24 protein-coding genes and 1 pseudogene are annotated in these 21,450 nt (G+C 50.7%); all 25 read left to right on the top strand.

The annotated features are described in order from the left end of the window. The 25 genes and pseudogenes from fliJ (at window position 1) to NST23_RS16205 (ending at window position 21,437) form a co-directional block, all read left to right on the top strand. Window positions 1–447, top strand: coding sequence for a flagellar export protein FliJ (gene fliJ / locus NST23_RS16325; protein ID WP_122965197.1), 447 nt, complete (start codon window positions 1–3; stop codon window positions 445–447). 12 nt (window positions 448–459) lie between these two features. Beyond that, on the top strand, window positions 460–1,368 hold the full coding sequence (locus NST23_RS16320; protein ID WP_122965198.1) for a MotE family protein: 909 nt from the start codon (window positions 460–462) through the stop codon (window positions 1,366–1,368). 63 nt (window positions 1,369–1,431) lie between these two features. Beyond that, the gene (locus NST23_RS16315; RefSeq protein ID WP_340964100.1) at window positions 1,432–2,664 is read left to right on the top strand and encodes a flagellar hook-length control protein FliK; all 1,233 of its coding nucleotides are present in this window, start codon (window positions 1,432–1,434) and stop codon (window positions 2,662–2,664) included. A gap of 24 nt (window positions 2,665–2,688) precedes the next feature. Beyond that, complete coding sequence (locus tag NST23_RS16310) at window positions 2,689–3,084, top strand: TIGR02530 family flagellar biosynthesis protein (protein WP_063227628.1); 396 nt, start codon at window positions 2,689–2,691, stop codon at window positions 3,082–3,084. A gap of 98 nt (window positions 3,085–3,182) precedes the next feature. Then, window positions 3,183–4,001, top strand: a complete 819-nt coding sequence (gene flgG / locus NST23_RS16305) for a flagellar basal body rod protein FlgG (RefSeq protein WP_122965200.1) — start codon at window positions 3,183–3,185, stop codon at window positions 3,999–4,001. 70 nt (window positions 4,002–4,071) lie between these two features. Then, complete coding sequence (locus NST23_RS16300) at window positions 4,072–4,293, top strand: flagellar FlbD family protein (RefSeq protein WP_122965201.1); 222 nt, start codon at window positions 4,072–4,074, stop codon at window positions 4,291–4,293. 14 nt (window positions 4,294–4,307) lie between these two features. Continuing rightward, window positions 4,308–4,763, top strand: a complete 456-nt coding sequence (locus NST23_RS16295; RefSeq protein WP_122965202.1) for a flagellar basal body-associated FliL family protein — start codon at window positions 4,308–4,310, stop codon at window positions 4,761–4,763. Window positions 4,764–4,805: 42 nt separating this feature from the next. After that, window positions 4,806–5,801 (top strand): flagellar motor switch protein FliM, encoded by a 996-nt coding sequence (gene fliM / locus NST23_RS16290; protein WP_063227624.1) that lies wholly within the window; start codon window positions 4,806–4,808, stop codon window positions 5,799–5,801. Continuing rightward, complete coding sequence (fliY, locus tag NST23_RS16285) at window positions 5,794–7,137, top strand: flagellar motor switch phosphatase FliY (protein WP_173598877.1); 1,344 nt, start codon at window positions 5,794–5,796, stop codon at window positions 7,135–7,137. Before fliM ends, fliY begins: the two co-directional genes overlap by 8 nt. Before the next feature lie 38 nt (window positions 7,138–7,175). Further along, window positions 7,176–7,538, top strand: coding sequence for a response regulator (locus tag NST23_RS16280; protein ID WP_005834238.1), 363 nt, complete (start codon window positions 7,176–7,178; stop codon window positions 7,536–7,538). 23 nt (window positions 7,539–7,561) lie between these two features. Further along, window positions 7,562–8,218: a flagellar biosynthetic protein FliO gene (locus NST23_RS16275; RefSeq protein WP_229049699.1), complete on the top strand. Its 657-nt coding sequence runs from the start codon at window positions 7,562–7,564 to the stop codon at window positions 8,216–8,218. Next, the gene (gene fliP, locus NST23_RS16270) at window positions 8,215–8,976 is read left to right on the top strand and encodes a flagellar type III secretion system pore protein FliP (protein ID WP_122965205.1); all 762 of its coding nucleotides are present in this window, start codon (window positions 8,215–8,217) and stop codon (window positions 8,974–8,976) included. Before NST23_RS16275 ends, fliP begins: the two co-directional genes overlap by 4 nt. Window positions 8,977–9,006: 30 nt before the next feature. Next, window positions 9,007–9,276, top strand: coding sequence for a flagellar biosynthesis protein FliQ (fliQ, locus tag NST23_RS16265; protein ID WP_063227620.1), 270 nt, complete (start codon window positions 9,007–9,009; stop codon window positions 9,274–9,276). A gap of 3 nt (window positions 9,277–9,279) precedes the next feature. Further along, window positions 9,280–10,062: a flagellar biosynthetic protein FliR gene (gene fliR / locus NST23_RS16260; protein ID WP_122965206.1), complete on the top strand. Its 783-nt coding sequence runs from the start codon at window positions 9,280–9,282 to the stop codon at window positions 10,060–10,062. Further along, a complete protein-coding gene (flhB, locus tag NST23_RS16255; protein WP_173596490.1) occupies window positions 10,059–11,156 on the top strand; it encodes a flagellar biosynthesis protein FlhB in 1,098 nt (365 codons plus the stop codon). The genes fliR and flhB overlap by 4 nt, the downstream gene beginning before the upstream one ends. Window positions 11,157–11,175: 19 nt before the next feature. Next, window positions 11,176–13,218, top strand: a complete 2,043-nt coding sequence (gene flhA / locus NST23_RS16250) for a flagellar biosynthesis protein FlhA (RefSeq protein WP_122965208.1) — start codon at window positions 11,176–11,178, stop codon at window positions 13,216–13,218. Then, window positions 13,215–14,564 (top strand): flagellar biosynthesis protein FlhF, encoded by a 1,350-nt coding sequence (flhF, locus tag NST23_RS16245; RefSeq protein ID WP_340964097.1) that lies wholly within the window; start codon window positions 13,215–13,217, stop codon window positions 14,562–14,564. Before flhA ends, flhF begins: the two co-directional genes overlap by 4 nt. A gap of 4 nt (window positions 14,565–14,568) precedes the next feature. Further along, window positions 14,569–15,435, top strand: coding sequence for a MinD/ParA family protein (locus NST23_RS16240; protein ID WP_122965210.1), 867 nt, complete (start codon window positions 14,569–14,571; stop codon window positions 15,433–15,435). A 31-nt stretch (window positions 15,436–15,466) separates the two neighbouring features. Then, window positions 15,467–16,579, top strand: coding sequence for a protein-glutamate methylesterase/protein-glutamine glutaminase (locus tag NST23_RS16235; protein ID WP_122965211.1), 1,113 nt, complete (start codon window positions 15,467–15,469; stop codon window positions 16,577–16,579). A 20-nt stretch (window positions 16,580–16,599) separates the two neighbouring features. Beyond that, window positions 16,600–18,642, top strand: coding sequence for a chemotaxis protein CheA (locus NST23_RS16230; protein WP_122965212.1), 2,043 nt, complete (start codon window positions 16,600–16,602; stop codon window positions 18,640–18,642). A gap of 16 nt (window positions 18,643–18,658) precedes the next feature. Further along, on the top strand, window positions 18,659–19,135 hold the full coding sequence (locus NST23_RS16225; RefSeq protein WP_063227612.1) for a chemotaxis protein CheW: 477 nt from the start codon (window positions 18,659–18,661) through the stop codon (window positions 19,133–19,135). 5 nt (window positions 19,136–19,140) lie between these two features. Beyond that, window positions 19,141–19,768 (top strand): annotated as a pseudogene (locus tag NST23_RS16220) (chemotaxis protein CheC). After that, window positions 19,755–20,240: a chemotaxis protein CheD gene (locus tag NST23_RS16215; RefSeq protein WP_063227610.1), complete on the top strand. Its 486-nt coding sequence runs from the start codon at window positions 19,755–19,757 to the stop codon at window positions 20,238–20,240. The pseudogene NST23_RS16220 and the gene NST23_RS16215 overlap by 14 nt, the downstream one beginning before the upstream one ends. A 2-nt stretch (window positions 20,241–20,242) precedes the next feature. Continuing rightward, the gene (locus tag NST23_RS16210) at window positions 20,243–20,632 is read left to right on the top strand and encodes a hypothetical protein (protein ID WP_122965214.1); all 390 of its coding nucleotides are present in this window, start codon (window positions 20,243–20,245) and stop codon (window positions 20,630–20,632) included. Window positions 20,633–20,648: 16 nt separating this feature from the next. Beyond that, window positions 20,649–21,437 (top strand): FliA/WhiG family RNA polymerase sigma factor, encoded by a 789-nt coding sequence (locus tag NST23_RS16205; RefSeq protein ID WP_063227608.1) that lies wholly within the window; start codon window positions 20,649–20,651, stop codon window positions 21,435–21,437. The last annotated feature ends 13 nt before the right edge of the window (window positions 21,438–21,450 follow it).

Genomic DNA, 21,450 nt, shown 5'->3' with positions numbered 1-21,450 from the left:
GTGAAAGTGTTTCAGTTTCATCTCCAAAAAGTTCTCGATCTGAAGGAAAAAGAGAAAGAGCAGGCAGAGTGGGCATTTGGGAAATCGGTTCAACGCAAGAACGAAGAAGAGTGGAAGCTCGCGCAATTGACAGTGCAGCATGATGAGATGACCCATATGCTTGAGGAAACGCAAATGCAGACATGCAGTGCCGCCCAACTGATTTCAATCACGCAGTATCAACAGTCGGTTGCCAGATCGATAACGAGACAGCAGCGAACGTTGCGCGGATGTGAGCAGGATGTGGAACGATGTCAGTCCCATTTGACGGAGAGAATGAAGGAATCAAAGCTATGGCATCGATTGCGTGAAAAATCTCTCTACCAATTTCTCGACGAACAGCGTCAGCGCGAACAAAAAGAATTGGATGAAATCGGCACTCAGCTCTATCTTCGCCGCAGCAACTAAGGGAGGTACCAGATGGAAGAAATCCAAGAAGAACGGGAATACGGCAGGTGGGAATGGTTTTTCTACATGATTGTCATTCCTGCACTGTTTGCCAGCCTCCTTGGCGGCGTACTCCTGAGCTTGCTGGGAGTAAACGTGCTAGGGAATGTTCTCCACTGGGCTAACTCCATACCGTACGTGGAAAAGCTCGTCCCGGACGAATACGCGGCTACACCCGGTGAAGAAAAGAAACCCGACACCGAGAAACAGGTTGCGACTTTGCAGCAGGATCAGGCGAAAAACCAGCAGCAAATTTCCGTGCTGAAAGAAGAAGCAGCCAAAAAGGATGCAACGATCCAAGCGTTGGAAAAGCAAGTGCAAGACTTGAACAAGCTTATGGAAGATCGCAGGGCCACCGAGGATGAGCGTCAAAAGCAGTTTGCTGATCTCGCCAAGGTGTACACGACCATGTCAGCGAAAAATGCAGCAGCCATCATCGAAAATCTTAGCCTGGATGAGTCTGTCACGGTCATGACCAAAATGAAGCCAAACCAGCGCGCTGACATTTTGGCCAAAATGGACCCGAAAAAAGCGGCTGACATTTCCATTCTGCTAAAAGACTCTGTGGTCAACAAAGATGATGACATCGCTGCTCTCCAGGAGCGCGTTCAAGTGTTGACGAAAGCACTCAGCGAAACGCGCAGCGGTACTTCCGCGAGCGCTAACGATCAAGTGTTGAGTGACACGTTTGCTCAGATGCCTGCGGAAGATTCCGCGGCGGTCATTCGCTCGCTGATGGCGACGAACAAGAGCAGAGCCTTGTCACTGATCAAAGAAATGCCTGCGGACAAACGGGCGCAAACTCTCTCAGCGATCGCCAAAGAGGACAAGAAAGAAAAAGACAATTTGGCGGCTCGCATTACGGAAGAGTTGCTTCGATAACAAAAGCTTCGCTTCTCGTTATCGTTAAAATAAGCAACAAATCAACCATAAGGAGGTGACGAGATGAATGTAGCCAATCTGACTCCGCCGGTAGGCTCGGCTGGTAGTGTAACATCTGCCACTGGTACTGCGGGCAATGGAGAAGCTGGCTTGGGACAACTGTTTTCGTTGCAAATGCTGCAATCTTTTGAAGCGATGCTCGATTCCAAAGGCGCCGTTGCGGCTCCAGAAGGCTTGTCAGAAGACGACCAGAAATTGCTGGATGAACTGATGGCGCTGATCGCTCAACTGCTTGCCGCCAGTCAACAAGGCAATCAGGAATTGAATGGACAAGTAGAAGAGAAAGCAGCAGCCGTTGAACAGCTTTTGGGAAAAGCGTCTGGGCTTAGCCAGGAACTTCAGGCACAGTCTGGAATGGATCTGAAACAGCTTTTGTCCAAGCTTTCGCAAAGCGAGACTTCTTCCGAGGAACTGAACAAGTTGGCCGCACTTCTCGAGTCCCTGAAGAACCAGAAAGGCAATGAAAACAAGCAAAAGAACGGGGTTTTGCAACTGCGTTCCGAAGCGGTTCCCGTTCTGAATGCTTCGCAGCAAGAAGGGTTCAAGACAATTTCGCCTTTGCGAATGAATCAGGGCTTGGCTGCCTACAAGCTGGAGGCGGGAGTAGGCACGCAAACGGTTCAACCTGCACTTTCCGGCAGCCTGTTGAACCAAGAAGGAAATCAGGAAGACGGCGGCTTGACGATGGCCAACCAAAACCCGGTTGTCGCCCAGCAAACGACGCAAACGCAAAACGCTTCCTTCCAACAGTCACAAGCACAGCCGCATCATGTGAATGCGAACCAATTGCCGCAGCAGCTCACACAGCTGTTTGTCTCGAAGTTGCAACTTGGCGGGCAAAACGGTGTGCATGAAGCTAAGCTGATCTTGAACCCGCAATCACTTGGACAAGTAGACGTGACAATTACGTCGCACAATGGCGTGATCACTGCTCAGTTCCACGCTGAAACGCAGGCAGGCAAAGATTTGCTCGACAATCAGCTTCCGCAATTGCGGATGGCATTGACGCAGCAAGGCTTGCAGGTGGATCGACTGGAAGTCAACCAGCAGCAGGACACCGCATTCAACTTCCAGCAGCAGCGTGAGCAAGCTGGACAACAACGAGAAAACCAGCAGCAACAGAAAGAGGAAGAGCAAGAGTTTGCTCTGGACGCACTCGTAGACAGCAGTGAAACGAGCGAGTCGCTCTGGAATCGCCTGCGGGAATCGGCCCGCGGAGTGAACGATCTCGTCTAGGATTGGAATGAAGGAGGAAGCAGCATGAACCAATTTCGTGTCGCGCAGCCCTATTTCCCTCCGAAAACGAATCACGTCACCAAAACGGCTGCCCAAACAGCTCAGGGGACTGGCAAATCGTTTCAACAGTATTTGACGGAAGCGACATCGCCAACTGCCAAGACACAGCCACTATCGTTCAGTCAGCACGCTATTAGCCGCTTGCAGCAGCGTGGAATTGCCCTTGGCGGACAGCAGATGGAGCGTTTGGAGTCAGCGGTTCAAAAGGCAGCCTCCAAAGGCGCCAGAGAATCTCTTATCATCATGGATAACGTGGCTTATGTCGTGAGTATCGTAAATCGGAAGATCATTACCGCTGTGGACGATGGCAGCATGAAAGACAACGTATTTACAAACATAGACAGCGCCATCTTCGTATAAATGGCCTGTACGGGCTGGACCTCCCAGGAGGAAGCCTGATGGTTACCGAACGACAGAGGTAATCTAGACAAGCGAGAAAGCAGAGGAGGAAACAGATCATGCTTCGTTCCATGTATTCAGGTATCTCAGGTATGCGTGGCTTTCAAACAAAGCTCGATGTCATTGGTAACAACATTGCGAACGTAAACACAGTGGGCTTCAAAAAGGGCCGCGTGATGTTCCAAGACATTTTGAGCCAAAACGTGCAAGGCGCCGGTGCTCCTACTGACGGAGGAAAAGGTGGTACCAACCCGACTCAAATCGGTCTTGGTTCATCGATTGCATCGATTGATACCGTGTTTTCTGCGGGAAGCCCGATGACGACCAACTTGCCAACGGACCTTTCCATCGAGGGTGACGCCTTCTTCATGGTGACTCCGGATGATGGCGCAACGATCTACTATACACGCGCTGGTAACTTCACCCGCGATTCCCAAGGGTTCCTGGTAAACCCGCAAGGACTCAAGCTGTTGAACTCGGACGCTGCTCCGATTCAAATCAACCAGGCTGACGGGATTGTCTCTTACTCGATCGGCAAGGACGGCGTAATCACTACCGTAGATGAAGCCGGAACGCTCGCTTCCGACAATACGGTCGGTGTCATGACCTTCAACAACCCAGGCGGTTTGAAAAAGGTCGGCAACTCCCTGTATGAGAACACAGTGAACGCGGGAGCGCGCGATGAAGATCCAATGACACCTGTTACCCCAGGTACAGCAAAAGTGAGCGTCATTGCCGGACAACTGGAAATGTCCAACGTTGATCTTTCCGAAGAGTTTACGGAAATGATCGTCGCGCAGCGCGGCTTCCAGGCCAACTCGCGGATCATTACCACTTCCGATTCCGTTCTCGAAGAATTGGTGAACCTGAAACGATAACTTCTTGCAGTGGGTTAGGGAGGGGAAGCGATTGACTCCTTCCCCTGCTTGATCCCAGGAGGAGCACACGATGATCAAACTGACCCGTTTTAACGGCACTGCTTTTTATCTGAACATTACTCACATTGAAACTGTTGAAGCGACACCAGACACTGTGATTACGTTGTTCAACGACAGGAAGTACATCGTGAAGGATTCTATCGAATCGATCGCTGAACGTGTTCAGGCTTTTTATCAAAATGCTCATCCGATAGCGACTGCACCCAAGCTGCCGGACGACTTAAATGAATAGCGGGAGGCATTGCGATGTTTCAAAATCGTTTGTTTAACATGGCTCTAATTATCATCATCGCGATTTCGCTACTGGGAGTAATCTCGTTTGTCCTTTGGCAAACATACCTCTCTCCGGCCGCTCAGACGGCCAGCACGGAACAAACAGAAATGAAGCCTTTGTCCGCGAAGGAAATGAAAGAGTACTCCGTTGACACAGGCGAAATTACGACCAATCTGCTGACGAACAACTACATGATCGTGCGCTTTAGCATCACAGCGGACAGCTCGGATGCGAAAGCGGAGCTGGAGCAACGTTTGCCCCAGGTCAATCAGGTCATTATCAAAACGTTGGCTGGCCTGACGCCAGAAGACATAAAAGGAACAGAAGGCGTAAACAAGCTGGAAGCAAAAATTATGAATGAAATCAGCTCCCTGATGCAAGAGGGCAAGATCGTGCAAGTTGTGACGACCAAGCGCGTCTTGTCATAAAGGAAGCGATCACACGGATACATAGCAAGGAGGTGACGACATATGGCCGAGGTTCTCTCACAAAGTGAGATTGATGCGTTGTTGGCCGCTCTATCATCTGGCGAGATGGATGCCAACGAGCTGAAAAAAGAAGAGACTGAGCGCAAAGTCAAAGTGTATGATTTCAAACGCGCGTTGCGGTTCTCCAAAGATCAGATCCGTGGCTTGACGCGAATCCACGAGAACTATGCGAGGCTGTTGACTACTTATTTTTCAGCTCAGCTCCGTACCTTCGTGCAAATTACGGTTGCCTCCGTCGATCAATTGCCGTATGACGAATTTATCCGCTCCATTCCCAAGATGACCATCTTGAACATCTTCGAAGCTCCACCTTTGGAAGGACGAATGGTCTTGGAAGTCAATCCAAACATCGCCTATACCATGCTGGATCGGCTTCTTGGTGGCCAGGGTGCAATCCCGGAAAAAATGGGTGCACTTACGGAAATTGAAACAACGGTGATGGAGCGAGTATTCGGCAAAGCGCTGGATACTTTCCACGAGGCATGGAAGCAAATTATTGAGCTTGATCCGTACCAGGAAGGACTGGAGATGAATCCCCAGTTCATGCAGATTGTCTCGCCAAACGAGATTGTCGTCGTAATCTCGTTCAGTACCAAAATTGGAGATACGACAGGAATGATCAACCTCTGTCTGCCTCACGTTGTACTGGAGCCAATCATGACCAAGCTCTCCGGGCAATACTGGTTCTCCAAGCAGAAAAAGACGCGGGATGAGGATGAGCGCCTGCGGGTCGAAGAGCGAGTCAAGGTTGCCAAACTGCCGATTATTGCAGAAATGGGAACCGCTACAATTACAGTCGGCGATTTCTTGCAACTGCAAAAAGGAGACGTCATTCAATTGGATCAGTCGCTTGATACCAAGCTGAAAATCAAGATTGGCGATCAGCTGAAATTCCTGGGACAACCAGGGACACTCAAAGGCAGAATGGCTGTGCAGATTGATGAAGTCATAGAGGAGGGGGAGGAACAAAATGAGTAGAGATATGCTTTCTCAAGACGAGATTGACGCGCTGCTTCGCGCGAACAACTTGGTTGAGGACGAAGAGGAAGCAGGACCCATGGAGAGTCAGGATGTGGCCGATTTTCTTTCCCCATTTGAACAGGATGCGCTTGGCGAAATCGGAAATATCTCCTTCGGTAGTGCAGCGACTGCGTTATCGACTTTGTTAAGCCAAAAAGTAGATATCACCACGCCGACGGTTTCCGTTGTCAATGTGGATGAATTGGAAAGTGAGTTTCCGATTCCCCATGTAGCGGTCCACGTTGAGTACACCGACGGTTTCAAAGGGATTAACCTGCTTGTTATTCGGATGGAAGATGCGGCTGTCATCGCAGACTTGATGATGGGCGGCGACGGCAGACCTGCCAATACAGAAATGTCCGAGCTGCACATCAGTGCGGTACAGGAAGCGATGAATCAGATGATGGGTTCTGCGGCGACGTCCATGTCGACGATTTTTAACCAGTTCATCAATATTACGCCTCCAGGCATCGACGTCATGGATTTGGCCCAAGGCAAGGGCGGAGACAGCTTCTCGGACGATGACAGTCCGTTGGTCAAAGTCTCCTTCCGTCTGAAGGTCGGGGAACAGGGAGAATTGATTGACTCCAATATCATGCAGCTTTTGCCGCTTTCGTTCGCGAAGAAGATGATCGATCGACTGGTTGGCGGATCAGAAGGCGAAGCAGCAGCAGCGCTTGTAGCGGAGACAGAAATGCCTTCTATACCGGCAATTACCCAGTCGGCTCCACCAGCCCAACCTGTGCATCAGGAGCCTGTACAGAGCCACGTACCGCCTGTAGCGCCGCCTCCTGTGCAGCAACCGCCACAGGTGCAGCAACAACCGCCTGCATACCCAGGCCAACCGATGTATCCAGATCCTTATGCGCAGTATGCGATGCCACCGGGCTATGCGCCGTATCCAGGTGCTTATCAGCAACCGCCAATGGCACCGCCACCGCCTCAGCATTTTGGCAGTCCTGCGGTTAACCAGGCAAACGTCGTTCCTGCACAGTTTGCGCCGCTTGGAACAACGCCTATGTATGCAGGAGACAATCAAAACTTGAACCTTTTGCATGACATTCCGCTGCAAGTAACCGTTGAATTGGGACGGACCAAGAAGCTGATCAGAGAAATTCTTGACTTGTCTGCTGGTTCCATCATACAGTTGGACAAGCTGGCAGGTGAACACGTGGATATCTTGGTAAACAACAAGCTGATTGCCAGGGGCGAGGTTGTCGTTATCGACGAGAATTTCGGGGTTCGCGTAACAGATATCATCAGCCAGTTTGATCGTGTTCAAAAATTGCAATAAAAACAAATCAAGAGTCAAGTATTGGGGAGGATCTATCCATGTCGAACAAAGTATTAATCGTTGATGATGCAGCATTCATGCGTATGATGATCAAGGAGATTTTGTCCAAAAACGGATACAGCGTCGTAGGGGAAGCTAGTGATGGCGCACAAGCAGTAGAAAAATACAAAGAATTGGGTCCGGATTTGGTTACGATGGATATTACCATGCCGGAAATGGACGGAATTTCCGCTCTGAAGGAAATCAAAAAACTCGATCCAAACGCACGTGTGATCATGTGCTCTGCGATGGGACAACAGGCAATGGTTATTGACGCCATTCAGGCGGGGGCAAAAGACTTCATCGTGAAGCCATTCCAAGCGGATCGCGTATTGGAAGCGATCAAAAAGACTTTGAGCTAATGATGAAGATCCGGAATGCAGGGATGAGACTATCCTGGGTCTTCTGTCTGATCCTGTTGCTGTCTGTCTTAGCCCTGCCCATTGCCGTCCATGCGGAAGGTACTGTTGCCGATGCGTACAACCAGAAGAACACAGAACAGAGCAATGCGCCCGCCGGCGGCGAACAGCCGGCGGCCATTCCGGGCAGCGGAACAGGAAGTATGATCGGCTATCTGGTTCAAGTCGTTTTTTCACTAGGCTTTATCGCTGTTCTGATCTTTTTCCTGCTCCGTTTCCTCGGACGGCGTCAAGTCGGACAAAGTCAAGGGCCGATCAAGATCATCAGCGCAGCCGCTCTCGGCAACGGGAAGACGCTGCAAGTCGTCATGATCGGAGAGTCCTTGTACATTGTAGGTGTGGGTGATAACGTCCAGTTGCTTAGACGAATCGAACCGGGTGAAGAAGTGGATCTGATCTTGTCTGATGCCGAGATCGGGCCCATAAAAAATCCGCTTTCGCTAAGCTGGCTGCCCTTTGGCAAAAAAAAGCAGGCTGACGAAGAGTTGCTGTTCTCATCCGATGTGGATGGAAAAACGTTTCAAGACCTGCTGAAAGGCCAATGGGACAACGTGAAAAAACGGCCACTCCACTCCGAATCGTGGGACAAAGAGGAAGCTTCCGACAGAGGGGACCGAAAATGAAACATTTTTTGCAGGTGCTCGTGCTTGTCGCTGTGATGCTCCTGGTACCAGAGATAGCGCTTGCTGCGCCAGCGGGATCACCGCTTATTCCGAGCATTGATTTGCAAATTGGCGGCGGCAATGGGACACCACAGGAGACATCTTCAGCGATCCAGATTTTGCTAATTTTGACGGTGCTCTCTGTTGCGCCAGCTATATTGCTCTTGATGACAAGCTTTACCCGAATCGTCATTGTCTTGTCTTTTGTGCGAAATGCCTTGGCGACACAGCAAATGCCGCCCAACCAGGTACTGGTGGCACTCGCGCTGTTCCTGACGTTTTTTATCATGGCACCGACCTTCGGGAAGGTGAACGAAACGGCTGTACAACCGTTTATGCAGGGCAAGCTGACACAGGAACAGGCATTCAACGCGGCTGTCATTCCTTTTAAAGAATTTATGGCCAAGCAAACACGCGAGAAAGATTTGGCGCTGTTTTTGGAATTTACCAAAGCGGAGAGACCGAAGACGATTCAAGATATTCCGCTGACTGCTCTCGTACCTGCTTATGCGATCAGTGAATTGAAGACAGCTTTTCAGATCGGGTTTATGATCTTCATTCCATTCCTCGTGATCGACATGATCATATCCAGTATTTTGATGGGGATGGGGATGATGATGCTGCCGCCCGTCATGATTTCATTGCCGTTCAAAATTTTGCTATTCATTATGGTGGACGGCTGGTATTTAGTTGTGAAGTCGCTCTTGACCAGTTTTTAGCGGCATTCCGAAGGGACCAGGAGGGTAGACATGACACAGGAATTATTGATGCAAATTGCCCAAAACGCTGTTTATACCATCCTGCTGATATCCGCACCCGCACTCGGGATTGCCTTGCTGGTCGGATTGATGGTCAGTGTTTTTCAGGCAACGACACAAATCCAGGAGCAGACCCTTGCATTCATCCCTAAAATTGTTGCCGTGTTCATTACCATCTTGGCAGTGGGACCGTGGATGCTTCGCGTCATGCTTGATTTTACGATGGGGATTTTTGGCAACCTTCATCGTTTTGTCGGATAGCTTATGAATCTTTATCTCGTATATTTGCCCGTTTTCTTGCTCGTGTTTGTCAGGATGAGTGCCTTTTTCGTCGCAGCTCCCTTTTTCTCGATCAAGGGTGTGCCAGCCCACTTTAAAATTGGCTTGGCATTCATCGTTGCCCTGATCAGCTTTCAAACGTTGCCTGTACAAGGACAAATTCCTCTGGACCTGACGTTTGTGCTGTATGTGATGAAGGAAGCGCTGATTGGCGTCATACTCGGTTACATTTGTGAGTTGATGTTCATCGCCATCCAAGTTGCCGGAGGACTGATGGACATGCAGATGGGCCTGGCCATGGCAAACGTGATCGACCCGAAAACAGGCGCGTATGTCCCGATTACGGGTAACTTCAAAAACATGCTCGCTGTCTTGTATTTTTTCAGTATCAACGGACATCACATGCTGCTGCGCGGCATCATGAGCAGCTATCAGGTAATCCCGGTTGATAAGATGTGGGCTGCTTTTGGCAGCGAGGCTGTGATGATGACGGCGGTAAAAGTGTTTCAGAACATGTTTCTGAGCGCCTTTATGATGGCGGCACCCATCGTGGTCGCACTGTTTCTCGTAGACCTCTCTCTTGGTATTATCGCCAAATCCGTCCCGCAGTTTAATATCTTTGTTGTCGGATTGCCCATCAAACTGCTTGCAGGCTTCCTGCTCCTGATTGTCGTCATGCCCGCCTTTTTATTGACGCTAAGCGGATTGTTCGACCACATGTTCCGGGCACTCGCGGAAATGATGAAATCGCTCGGAGGATCACCATGACGCAGAAGAGGTTCCTTTTACCCGTAGACCTGCAATTTTTTAGCGGAGAAAAAACGGAGAAGGCGACTCCCAAGAAAAAAGAAGATGCACGAAAAAAGGGGCAGGTGGCCAAAAGCCAGGATCTGTCGCCCTCCATCGCGCTAACAGGATTCTTTTTTTTGCTGATGATGCTCGGTTCATCCATGCTCGGTACGTTTCAGAACCTCATGCGGGAAGCGCTGATTACTTTCACGAGCTGGCAGTTGAACGAAGAGAATCTCAAAGTGATCGTCATGACAATGACCTTCGAGGCGATAAAAATTGTGGGACCTGTCCTGGGGCTGTCTTTTTTGCTTGCCTTTGCTGTCAACTACATGCAGGTGGGATGGATGATCAGTACAGAGCCGCTCCAGATGAAACTGGAGAAGTTGGACCCGATCAAAGGAGCCAAACGCATTTTTTCCATGCGATCAGTCGTTGAGCTTCTGAAGTCGCTGTTAAAAATCAGTGCTTGTATGTACGTCGCTTATGTTATTTTGTGGAATTCAAAGGAACAAGTAACCCAGCTTTCTTTGCTCTCACTGGGGAGCGTCCTGTCGTTTACGGCAAACGAAGTAGCCAAGCTCGGGATTTACATCGGTTTGCTGCTGTTCATCCTGGCGATTATGGATTACGCCTACCAGAAATATGAACATGAAAAGAATTTGCGGATGTCCAAACAGGATATTAAAGACGAGCACAAGCAGGCGGAAGGGGACCCGTTAATCAAAGGGAAAATTCGTGAAAGGCAAAGGAGCATGGCGCTTCGCCGGATGATGCAGGAACTGCCCAAGGCAGACGTGATCATCACGAACCCGACCCACTTTGCCGTCGCAATCCGCTACGATGCCAGTGCAATGAGCGCGCCTACTGTATTGGCCAAAGGCCAGGATTACATGGCGCTGAAAATCAGAGAAGTGGCCAAGAAGCACCGGATTGTTACGATGGAAAACAAGCCCCTGGCCCGGGCTCTCTATAGTCAAGTTGAAATTGGACAACAAATTCCCGAAGAGATGTTTAAAGCGGTCGCGGAAGTTCTCGCGTACGTCTACAAGCTGCAAGGGAAAGTGAAATAACGAGGAAGGAGGATGAACAGTGGGATTTCGAATCAAGGAAGTAGGTACGATTTTATTTGTAATAAGCATTGTTGTCATGATGGTAATCCCACTCCCTTCTGGGCTGCTTGATCTGTTGCTGATATTGAACATCTCCCTTGCGTTGACGATCTTGCTTGTGTCGATGTACACAAAAGAAACACTGGAGTTTTCCATCTTTCCGACAGTTCTGCTGATTACGACGTTGTTTCGTCTCGCCCTGAACGTATCCACTACACGGAACATCTTGTCGCACGGGGAAGGCGGACAAGTCATTGAAACCTTCGGAAGCTTTGTTGTCGGAGGCAACCAGGTCGTCGGATTTGTCGTGTTTCTGATTCTGATCATCATTCAGTTCATCGTCATTACAAAAGGTTCAGAGCGTGTCGCAGAGGTAGCTGCACGTTTTACGCTGGATGCGATGCCAGGTAAGCAAATGAGTATCGACGCAGATTTGAATGCCGGGATGATTACGGAAGCAGAAGCGCGAGTGCGGAGAAAAAAGATCGAAAACGAAGCAGACTTTTACGGAGCCATGGATGGTGCGAGTAAATTCGTAAAAGGGGATGCAATCGCGGGAATTATCATTTTTATTGTAAACATCATCGGCGGCTTTATTATCGGGATGCTCGTGCATGGCTTCAGCTTCCAAGAATCCGCTTCCCGTTTCACTACCATGTCGGTCGGGGACGCGCTGGTCAGCCAGATTCCTGCCTTGCTTATCTCGACTGCTGCAGGTATTATTGTCACTCGCTCTACTTCCGGAGAAGGTCTGGGAGAGGACATCGCTCGGCAAATGTTCTCCTTCCCGCGTCTGTTGTACATCGTGGGAGGCTGCATGCTCTTGCTCGGCCTTTTCACGCCAATCGGTCTTCTGCCAGTTTTGCCCGTGTCGGGGATTATGGGATTTGCCGCATGGCGCATGGACAAAAAGCAAAAAATCGAGATTCAGGAATCGGCGGACAAGGTGGAGGAGCAACAAATCGAAGAAGTGCGCAGCCCGGAAAGCGTGGTCAACCTGTTGCAAGTCGACCCGATCGAGTTCGAGTTCGGCTACGGTCTGATTCCGCTGGCAGATGTGAAACAGGGGGGAGACTTGCTGGATCGCGTGATCATGATCCGCAGGCAGATTGCGTTGGAGATGGGGATTGTCGTTCCCGTCATCCGCATTCGCGACAACATTCAGTTGCGGCCTAATGAATACATGATCAAGATCAAGGGCAACCAGGTGGCAAAAGGGGAAATTTTACTCGATCACTACCTTGCCATGAGTCCGGGAATAGAAGATGATTCCATTGTCGGGATCGAAACAGTAGAACCTGCGTTTGGATTGCCCGCATTATGGGTAACAGAAGAAAATAAGGAGATTGCAGAGCTTTCCGGCTACACGGTAGTCGATCCGCCGTCTGTGGTGGCGACACACCTTACCGAAATCGTCAAGCGCCATGCGCATGAGCTGCTTGGCCGCCAAGAAACGCGAGCGCTTATCGACAACGTTCGAGAAGTGGCGCCGGTTTTGGTGGACGAGCTCATTCCGGGACTGCTGTCGATTGGCGATGTGCAGAAGGTGCTCCAGAAGCTTTTGCGGGAGAAAGTGTCCGTGCGCAATCTTCAAGTCATTCTCGAAGCTTTGGCGGATCATGCCTTGTTTACCAAAGACCCGGATGTGCTCACCGAGTACGTGAGACAGGCGATGTCCAGGCAGATTACGTTACAGTTTACAGAGCCAGGGCAGCCTTTGCGGGTAGTGACAGCAGGCGCTGGTCTGGAAAAAGCAATCTCCGAGCGGGTGGAGCAGTCGGAGCAAGGAAGTTATCTGGCGATGGACCCTGATACATCGCAACGAATCTTCCAGGGTATGTCGGCAGAAGTGAGCAAAATGATCAACTCCGGTCAACAGCCGATTCTCCTTTGTTCTCCGGCGATCCGCATGTATCTGCGTCAGCTGGTTGATCGAATGATGCCCGACGTTCCTGTATTGTCATACAGCGAGCTTGAGCCACATGTTGAAGTGCAAAGCGTAGGGATGGTGAACATTTCGTGAGAGTAAAACGTTACATTGTCGATTCGATGCCAGAAGCGATGGAAAAAATCAGACTCGATCTGGGGATAGACGCAGTCATCCTGAACTCCAAATCGATCAAGACGGGCGGATTGTTCGGTATGTTTGGCAAACAAAAAATCGAAGTGATCGCTGCCGTCGATGAAAAGGTGCCCGAGCGCGGGAACACCTTGGTCGCGGATGAACATCGGTCGAAGGACGTTTTCTCCTCCAAAGGACAGGCCGGCACCTACACGGCTCAACAGGCTTACCGGAAGGCGAATCTGGCTAAGGAGCCTGCCGAGAAGACCGCGACTTTGCCCAATGAGCAAAGAGCAGAAGCTGCTTCGAAAGCAGCTCCACCGATGGTAGCTCCTCGAACGGAAGCGAGAGAACAGTCATCGGTGCAACAGGCGGAAATTCCGGCGCAAGTGCCCCATGTATCATCGGAACCAACAGGTGCTGTCGGAAACAAAGCGGCAAATGACGCCCTTGCCAATGAAGTGCGCGATATGCGGCAAATGTTCCAAAAGCTTTTGGTCAATGACCTGAGCCAACAGCTCCCGCCTGCTGTTCAAGAAGTGCGCAGCCGGCTGGTGAGCCAGGAAGTAGGGGAAGAGGTTACCGCGGAAATCATCCGCAAGCTGCTGGAAGCGAAGAAGCCTGAGGAAACGTGGGATCAGGAGACGGCTTTTGGCGAGGCGCGAAGCATCATTTCTTCCATCGTTGCCTCGTATGCGCCAAAAACATCAGGGATTCGCAGGGATGTGCAGTACGCTTTCTTTTTCGGCCCTACAGGCGTTGGCAAAACAACGACGATCGCCAAACTGGCAGCGAGCAGCATGTTGAAGGAAAAGCGCAAAATCGGCTTTATCACCGCGGACACGTACCGGATGGCTGCGGTGGAACAACTGAAGACGTACGCGAACATCTTGAATGTGCCGCTCGAAGTGGTGTTTTCCCCGAAGGAAATGGTTCCGGCCATGGAGCGTTTAAGCGACTGCGACCTGATTTTTGTCGACACCGCAGGCCGTAACTTCCGCAACGATGAGTACGTGCAAGGCATCCGGGAACTGGTGGAGCATGGGAAGAACAGCATGAATTACCTCGTGCTGAGCCTCAGCTCGAAGTACAACGATATGAAGACGATCGTGGAAAACTTTGCAGAGGTGCCTGACAAGCAAGTCATTTTTACCAAGGCAGATGAGACAAACAGCTACGGTTCCGTTTTGAACATTTGTCACGAGAGCAAGCTTGCACTCTCCTACTTCACGACGGGACAAAACGTCCCAGATGATATCGTAGTGGCTACACCAGAGCTGGTAGCAACGATGATTATGGGAGATTGACTGGATGAGAGACCAAGCAGAACAACTTCGGATGCGCATGCAGCAGTCAGGTGCGAAAGAAAAAACGACGCGGCTGGTGACCGTAACGAGTGGAAAAGGCGGGGTCGGCAAATCCAATTTCAGTTTGAATTTTGGACTTGGATTGCTCGAACGGGGCCATAAAGCCGTATTGTTCGACGTCGATCTCGGGCTTGCCAACCTCGATGTATTGATGGGGATTACCCCGAAAAAGCACTTGTTTCACTTGCTTGAGCCGGACACGGATGTGTGGGAGATCATCGAGCATGGGCCAGGCGGACTGGAATTTATTGCCGGAGGTTCGGGCTTCACCCAGATCATGCAGCTGGACGAAGCCAAGCTGGATCGCCTGTTTACTAGGCTTGAGCCGTTGCAGGGCTATGCGGATACGATCATCTTTGATACGGGAGCAGGCTTTTCCAAAGAATCGTTGCGCTTCATGCTCTCGTCTGACGAAGTCATTCTGGTGACGACGCCAGAACCGCCAGCGATTACGGATGCCTATGCCGTCATTAAGATGCTTCACGCGCGAAACCCTGCGATTGTGATTCGTCTGGTCATTAACCGGGCTTCCTCGGAAAGAGAAGGCAGAATGACAGCGGACAAGCTTGCGATGGTTGCCAAACGTTTTCTGGATATGGACATCCAGTCGCTCGGATATGTTTCAGACGACCCGCACGTATCAAAAGCTGTCAAGCAGCAGCGTCCTTTTCTACTTACATATCCGCAATCGCAAGCCGCAAAGAGCATTCGGAACCTGGTTGACCGATACTTGGACAGCCCGACCGGACAGGATGCGAAAACAAATGGACTGAAAGGCTTTCTTGCGAGGCTGAAACACTTCATACGTTGAGACACATAGGTAGGAAGGGAGTGACATTCGATTGAGCAAAATTCGAGTTCTGGTCACAGATGATTCTGCATTCATGCGTAAAGTTATTAGCGACATTTTATCAGGTGATCCTGAAATTGAAGTGATTGATCGAGCAAAGAACGGACTCGAATGCGTGGAGAAATGCAAGCAACTCAGTCCGGATGTCCTCACCCTGGACATCGAGATGCCGGTAATGAACGGCTTGGAAGCGTTGGAAAAGCTCATGGTTGACTGTCCGGTTCCAGTGGTCATGCTGAGCAGCCTGACACGCGAGGGAGCTGAGGCGACGATTCAGGCTCTGGAGCTTGGAGCATTTGACTTTATTACCAAACCTTCCGGACCGATCTCACTCGATATCCACAAAGTGGCGGATCGGCTGATCGAAAGAGTCAAAGCGGCAGCTGCTGTAAAAGGCCGCATGCGCAGGACGCTCAGACCGAGTCGACCTGCCGCGCCGGAACCAACGCGCCAAAGTCCAATTCCTGCCCCCGCTCCGTTGCGCCCTGCGCAGCCGGTGATCAATGCTTTGCCTCGCATCCAAAACAACGGGAAAGCAAGGTTGGTCGTACTGGGAACATCGACAGGCGGACCGAAAGCGCTGCAAAATGTGCTGACGGCAATTCCGGCCGGGTTCCCTGCACCGATCGCGATTGTCCAGCACATGCCGGCCGGGTTTACGAAGTCGCTGGCGCAAAGGCTCGACTCTCTGTGCCAGATTCGGGTGACAGAGGTAACCGACGGGGAATGGCTGGAGCCGGGCACTGCCTATATTGCACCGGGCGGATATCACTTTGAGGTACAGCAGGTGAGTGGAAAGCTGCAAGCGCTCCTGCACCAGCAAGAGCCACGAGGAGGCCATCGTCCTTCCGTAGATGTCCTTTTTGAATCTGTGAGTCGATTGACAAATGTAGACAAATGGGCAATTATCATGACAGGCATGGGAAATGATGGGACCAAAGGTCTGAAGCAAATGAAGGAGTTTGGACCTGTTACCAGTATTATCGAAGACGAGTCGAGTTGTGTCGTATTCGGGATGCCACGAGCGGCGATCCAGGCAGGACTGGCAGATCATGTGGCCCCATTAGAAAAAATTCCAGAGCTGTTGTGCAAGCTCTTGCACTGATTTTGGGAGGTGGATCACCGATGGATATGAATCAGTATTTGGACATGTTTATTGAGGAATCAAAAGAACACCTGCAAGCAATCAACGCCAACTTGTTGCTGCTGGAAAGTGATCCGGGAAACATTGGGCACGTGAAGGAGATTTTTCGTTCGGCGCACACGTTGAAGGGAATGTCGGCGACCATGGGTTTTGAAGACATGGCCAGCCTGACGCACGAAGCGGAAAATGTGCTCGATCTGATCCGCAACCAAAAACTGACGATTACCAGTGACATTATGGATGTGATCTTTCATAGCGTGGATTTGATTGAGAGCATGGTAATCGACATTACGGAGGGCGGAGATGGTTCCGCTGACGTATCCGCTCCGGTGAAAAAACTGAGAGCGATTGTGGCTGGCGACTATACGGCTGACCAGGAAGTAGCGGCGGCGACAGCGGTAGCCGAGGCAGAAGCAGTGGAAGCTGCCGAAGAGGAAGGAACGCCAGCCGAGGATCACGAGCTGGACGATTACGCTTTGATGGTGCTCAAGCAGTCCAAGGAGCTGGGCAACAACCTGATGTGGATCACGGTGACGCTCAATGAGAACTGCCTGCTGAAAGCGGCGCGCTCCTACATGGTGTTCGACCAGCTCGAATCCATGGGTGAAGTGATCAAGACGAAGCCATCGGTAGAGGATATCGAGAACGAGCGTTTCGAGCAATCTTTTGAGATCGCCTACGTCACCATGCAGTCGGTCGAAAAAGTGCGCAGCACGATTCTCAACATTTCGGAAATCCAGGATGTTGTCATTGAACCGATTCAATTGAAAAGTGAAGCGCCACCTGCTCCGGTAGTCACAGAAGTTGCCGCGCCTGTAGAGAAAAAGCCGGCAGACAACGCCCAGACAGCTGCTGCGAAGAAAGCGACGGCTGGCGGAAAAACAATTCGCGTCGACATTGATCGCCTGGACATTTTGATGAACCTGTTCAGTGAGCTGGTCATCGATCGTGGTCGTCTGGAACAGCTTGCACGCGAGATCGGAAAAAGCGAGCTGCAAGAGACTGTGGAGCATATGAGTCGCATCAGCGGCGATTTGCAAAACATCATTCTGACCATGCGCATGGTTCCGGTCGAGCAAGTGTTTAACCGCTTCCCGCGTATGATTCGCGATTTGCAAAAAGATCTACATAAAAAAGTGAATCTGGAAATCATCGGGGCGGAAACCGAGCTGGATCGCACCGTTATCGATGAAATCGGCGACCCGCTCAACCACTTGCTGCGCAACTCGCTCGACCACGGAATCGAATCGCCTGCTGATCGGAAAAAAGCAGGGAAGCCGGAGGAAGGAACTATCGTACTGCGTGCGTTCCACAGCGGCAACCACGTCTTTATCGAAGTCAAAGACGACGGCGCAGGCATCAACAAGGAAAAGGTGCTGAAAAAAGCGCTTGAGCGCGGCATCGTCAATCCGGCGAACGCTGACAGCATGTCGGACAAGCAGATTCATGAACTGCTGTTCGCAGCAGGCTTCAGTACCGCTGAAGTGGTTTCGGATATTTCTGGCCGCGGTGTTGGTCTGGATGTCGTCAAATCGAAAATCGAATCGCTTGGCGGAAGCGTAGGTGTTGAATCCGTTCGCGGACAAGGCACGACCTTCCTGATTCAGTTGCCGCTGACGCTCTCGATTATTTCCGCCATGCTCGTACAAGTCAAAGACGAGAAATATGCGGTGCCGCTTTCCTCTATTATTGAAACAGCCGTGTTCAAGAAAGATCAGATCATGATGGCCCACCGTCAAAAAGTAATCGACTTCCGGGGACGTGTCGTTCCACTCGTTTCGTTGCAAGACATTTTCCAAGTGCCGGACAACGGAGCGGATAAAGAAGATGAAGTGGCGGTTGTCATTGTGCGCAAAGGCGAGAAGATGGCCGGACTGGTCGTTGACTCCTTCATCGGGCAACAAGAGATCGTCCTCAAATCGCTTGGCAAGTACATGGTCAACGTCTTCGCGATCTCAGGCGCTACGATCCTGGGTGACGGACAGGTCGCACTCATCATTGATTGCAATGCACTGATTAAGTAGAGGGAGGGGCAGTCACATGCTCGATCAAAAAGAAATCGTAAGCGAAGTCAAAGTGATTGTGTTCCGTTTGAAAGATGAAGAGTACGGAGTAGAAGTCAACCAGGTGAAATCCATCGAAAAATTGGAGCACATCACTCGCGTTCCACGCACGCCTCCATTTGTCAAAGGCGTAATCAACCTGCGTGGAGTGGTGACGCCGATCATCGATCTGCGCAATCGCTTCGGATTGGAAGAAAGCCTCTATTCCGAATCGACGCGCATCATCATCGTAGCGGTAGGCGAGCTGGAAGTCGGGCTGATCGTCGATGCAGCCAACGACGTTATCGATATTCCGGTCAACGCGATCGAGCCGCCGCCTGAGGTTGTAGGCGGCGTGGAAGCGGCTTACTTGCGAGGAGTAGCAAAACTGGACAAGCGGCTTTTGATTTTGTTGAATCTCGATAAAGTATTGAGCACAGAGGAAATTAAACAGCTGGACTCAATTGAGGGGTAAGAAAGATGGCCTATTTCACAAAGTTTGGAGATTTCCAATTTGACGTGCTGCGGGAAATCGGGAATATCGGTGCAGGACATGCTGCAACGGCGCTCTCCAAGCTGATGCAAAAAGAGATCGACATGAAAGTGCCCCAGGTCAACATCATCCCGTTTGACAAAGTGGCAGATTGTGTCGGCGGAGCCGAAGCAGTTGTCCTTGCCGTATTTTTTCGTGTGGAAGGCGATTGTCCGGGAAACATGTTCTTCATTCTCGATCTGGATTCCGCGAGATACCTGCTTGAACAAATTACGGGAATCAGCAAGGATGTCTATGAATGGGAAGAGCTAGAGATTTCTGCGCTTCACGAGATCGGCAATATTTTGACAGGTTCCTATCTCTCCTCGCTGGCGGATTTTACACAGCTTAATTTGCAGCCTTCCGTGCCTGCACTCGCTGTGGATATGGCTGGAGCTATTCTTAGCTACGGACTGATAGCGTTGGGTCAAGCGGGTGACTTTGCCCTCACGATTGACACAGCATTTTTTGAAGGCAACGAGAAAGTCAAAGGGAATTTTTTTCCTTATACCTGATCCTGAATCGCTTCCTATTCTATTTCGTTCATTAGGGGTTCCGTTCGATGGAGATTATTAAGATAGGTATGGCCGACCTCGGTGTGGCAAAGCCGCCGAGTAAATTACGAACTACTGGTCTAGGTTCTTGCGTAGGGGTTGTCCTCTACGACCAGACCCATAAAATTGCAGGAATGGCACATGTTATGCTTCCAGAGTCTTCGCTGGCCAAAAGCGGAGAACTGACGATTGGAAAGTACGCAGATACAGCTATTCCCCATCTGATCAATCTGATGGAAAAGGCAGGGGCGCAAACCCGAAACATCGTTGCCAAAATCGCGGGTGGAGCACAAATGTTCGCTTTCTTGGGAAACAGTGATACGATGCGGATTGGGCCGAGAAACGTCGAGGCTTGCAAGCAGGCTTTGAAGGACGCACACATTAAAATCGTGGCAGAAGATACAGGGGGAAACTGCGGTCGGACGATAGAGATGGATGCCACAAATGGAGTTCTTCAAATCCGTACGGTAAATCAAGGTGTGAAGGAAGTATAAGAATGTTGGGAACCATTTGGATAAATACAGGCATGGGGTTGCTCGCTTTTGTCATTACATTGTGCACGGCGCTTGCGAGTAATGTCTGGTTGGTCTCCTTGGAGCGAGCCGGCATTGCTCTGGTGATATTCTTCCTTGCCGCTTTCCCGATTCGCTTTGTGCTGGCGCTCGTCACGCAAACACCAGCCCAGTCTGCAGAAGCAGGCGGCCAAGAGGAGTTGAATGCTCCTCTGGCCGATGGCGGGGATGAGGCGAATCCGCCAGGTCAAACGGGAGAGCAAGCGGCAGCAGAAGCATTTTCTCCGCTGTCCTTCACCAAGCTGGAAACGATCCATCCGTCAGAGGACCCAGCCACCGTTGCAGAGGTCGTTAGGCGCTTAACAGATGAGTAAAGGTTGGTGACTATTCGTGGCACGGCTAACCAGTCAAGAAAAAGCAAAAGAGTTCGATAAATGGGTCATGTGGAAGCAAGAGGGCAGTCGCGAGGCGGAAGTTGACCTGATCACTAAATTTTTGCCGCTGGTGGACAAAGTGGCGAATCGTCTGGCGATCAATTTGCCAGCGAATGTGGACAAGGACGACTTGATTAGCTACGGACGATTTGGGCTGTTGGATGCTTTGGCCAAATTCGATCATACGCGGGGACTGCAATTCGAGACGTATGCCATGTGGCGCATTCGTGGAGCCATGATTGATGGCCTGCGCGAAAATGACTGGATTCCTCGCACCGTTCGAGACAAAGCCAAAAAAATCGAAGAAGCGTACACCACTTTGGAACAGCAGATGCTGCGAATGCCAACCGATCAGGAAGTGTCCGAATATCTCGGAATAAGCGAAAAAGATCTGCAGCAGGTGTTTTTGGAAACCTCTTTGGCTAGCATGGTCTCCATTGACGAGGCAGTAGGGGAAGAGGACGAGCAAAAAACCGCAAGACATTCCTACATCGTGGACGAGCTGACTCCTCGCCCGGAATCGGTAGCAGAAGTCAGCAGCCTGAAAGAAGTGTTGGTCGGTGTGATTGACAAGCTTCCTGAAAAAGAAAGACTCGTCGTCTCCCTGTTTTATTTCGAGGAGCTGACGCTGTCGGAAATTGCTGAGATCATGAGCTTGTCGCCTTCACGCATTTCCCAGCTTCATTCAAAGGCGCTTTTCCGACTTCGTTCCGCATTGTCAAGATGGAAGTCGCAATTACTGTAAACAGAAATTTACC

It is taken from the genome of Brevibacillus sp. FSL K6-0770 (assembly GCF_038000275.1).
GTDB lineage: Bacteria > Bacillota > Bacilli > Brevibacillales > Brevibacillaceae > Brevibacillus > Brevibacillus parabrevis.
This window is presented reverse-complemented; position numbering and strand designations above follow the sequence as displayed.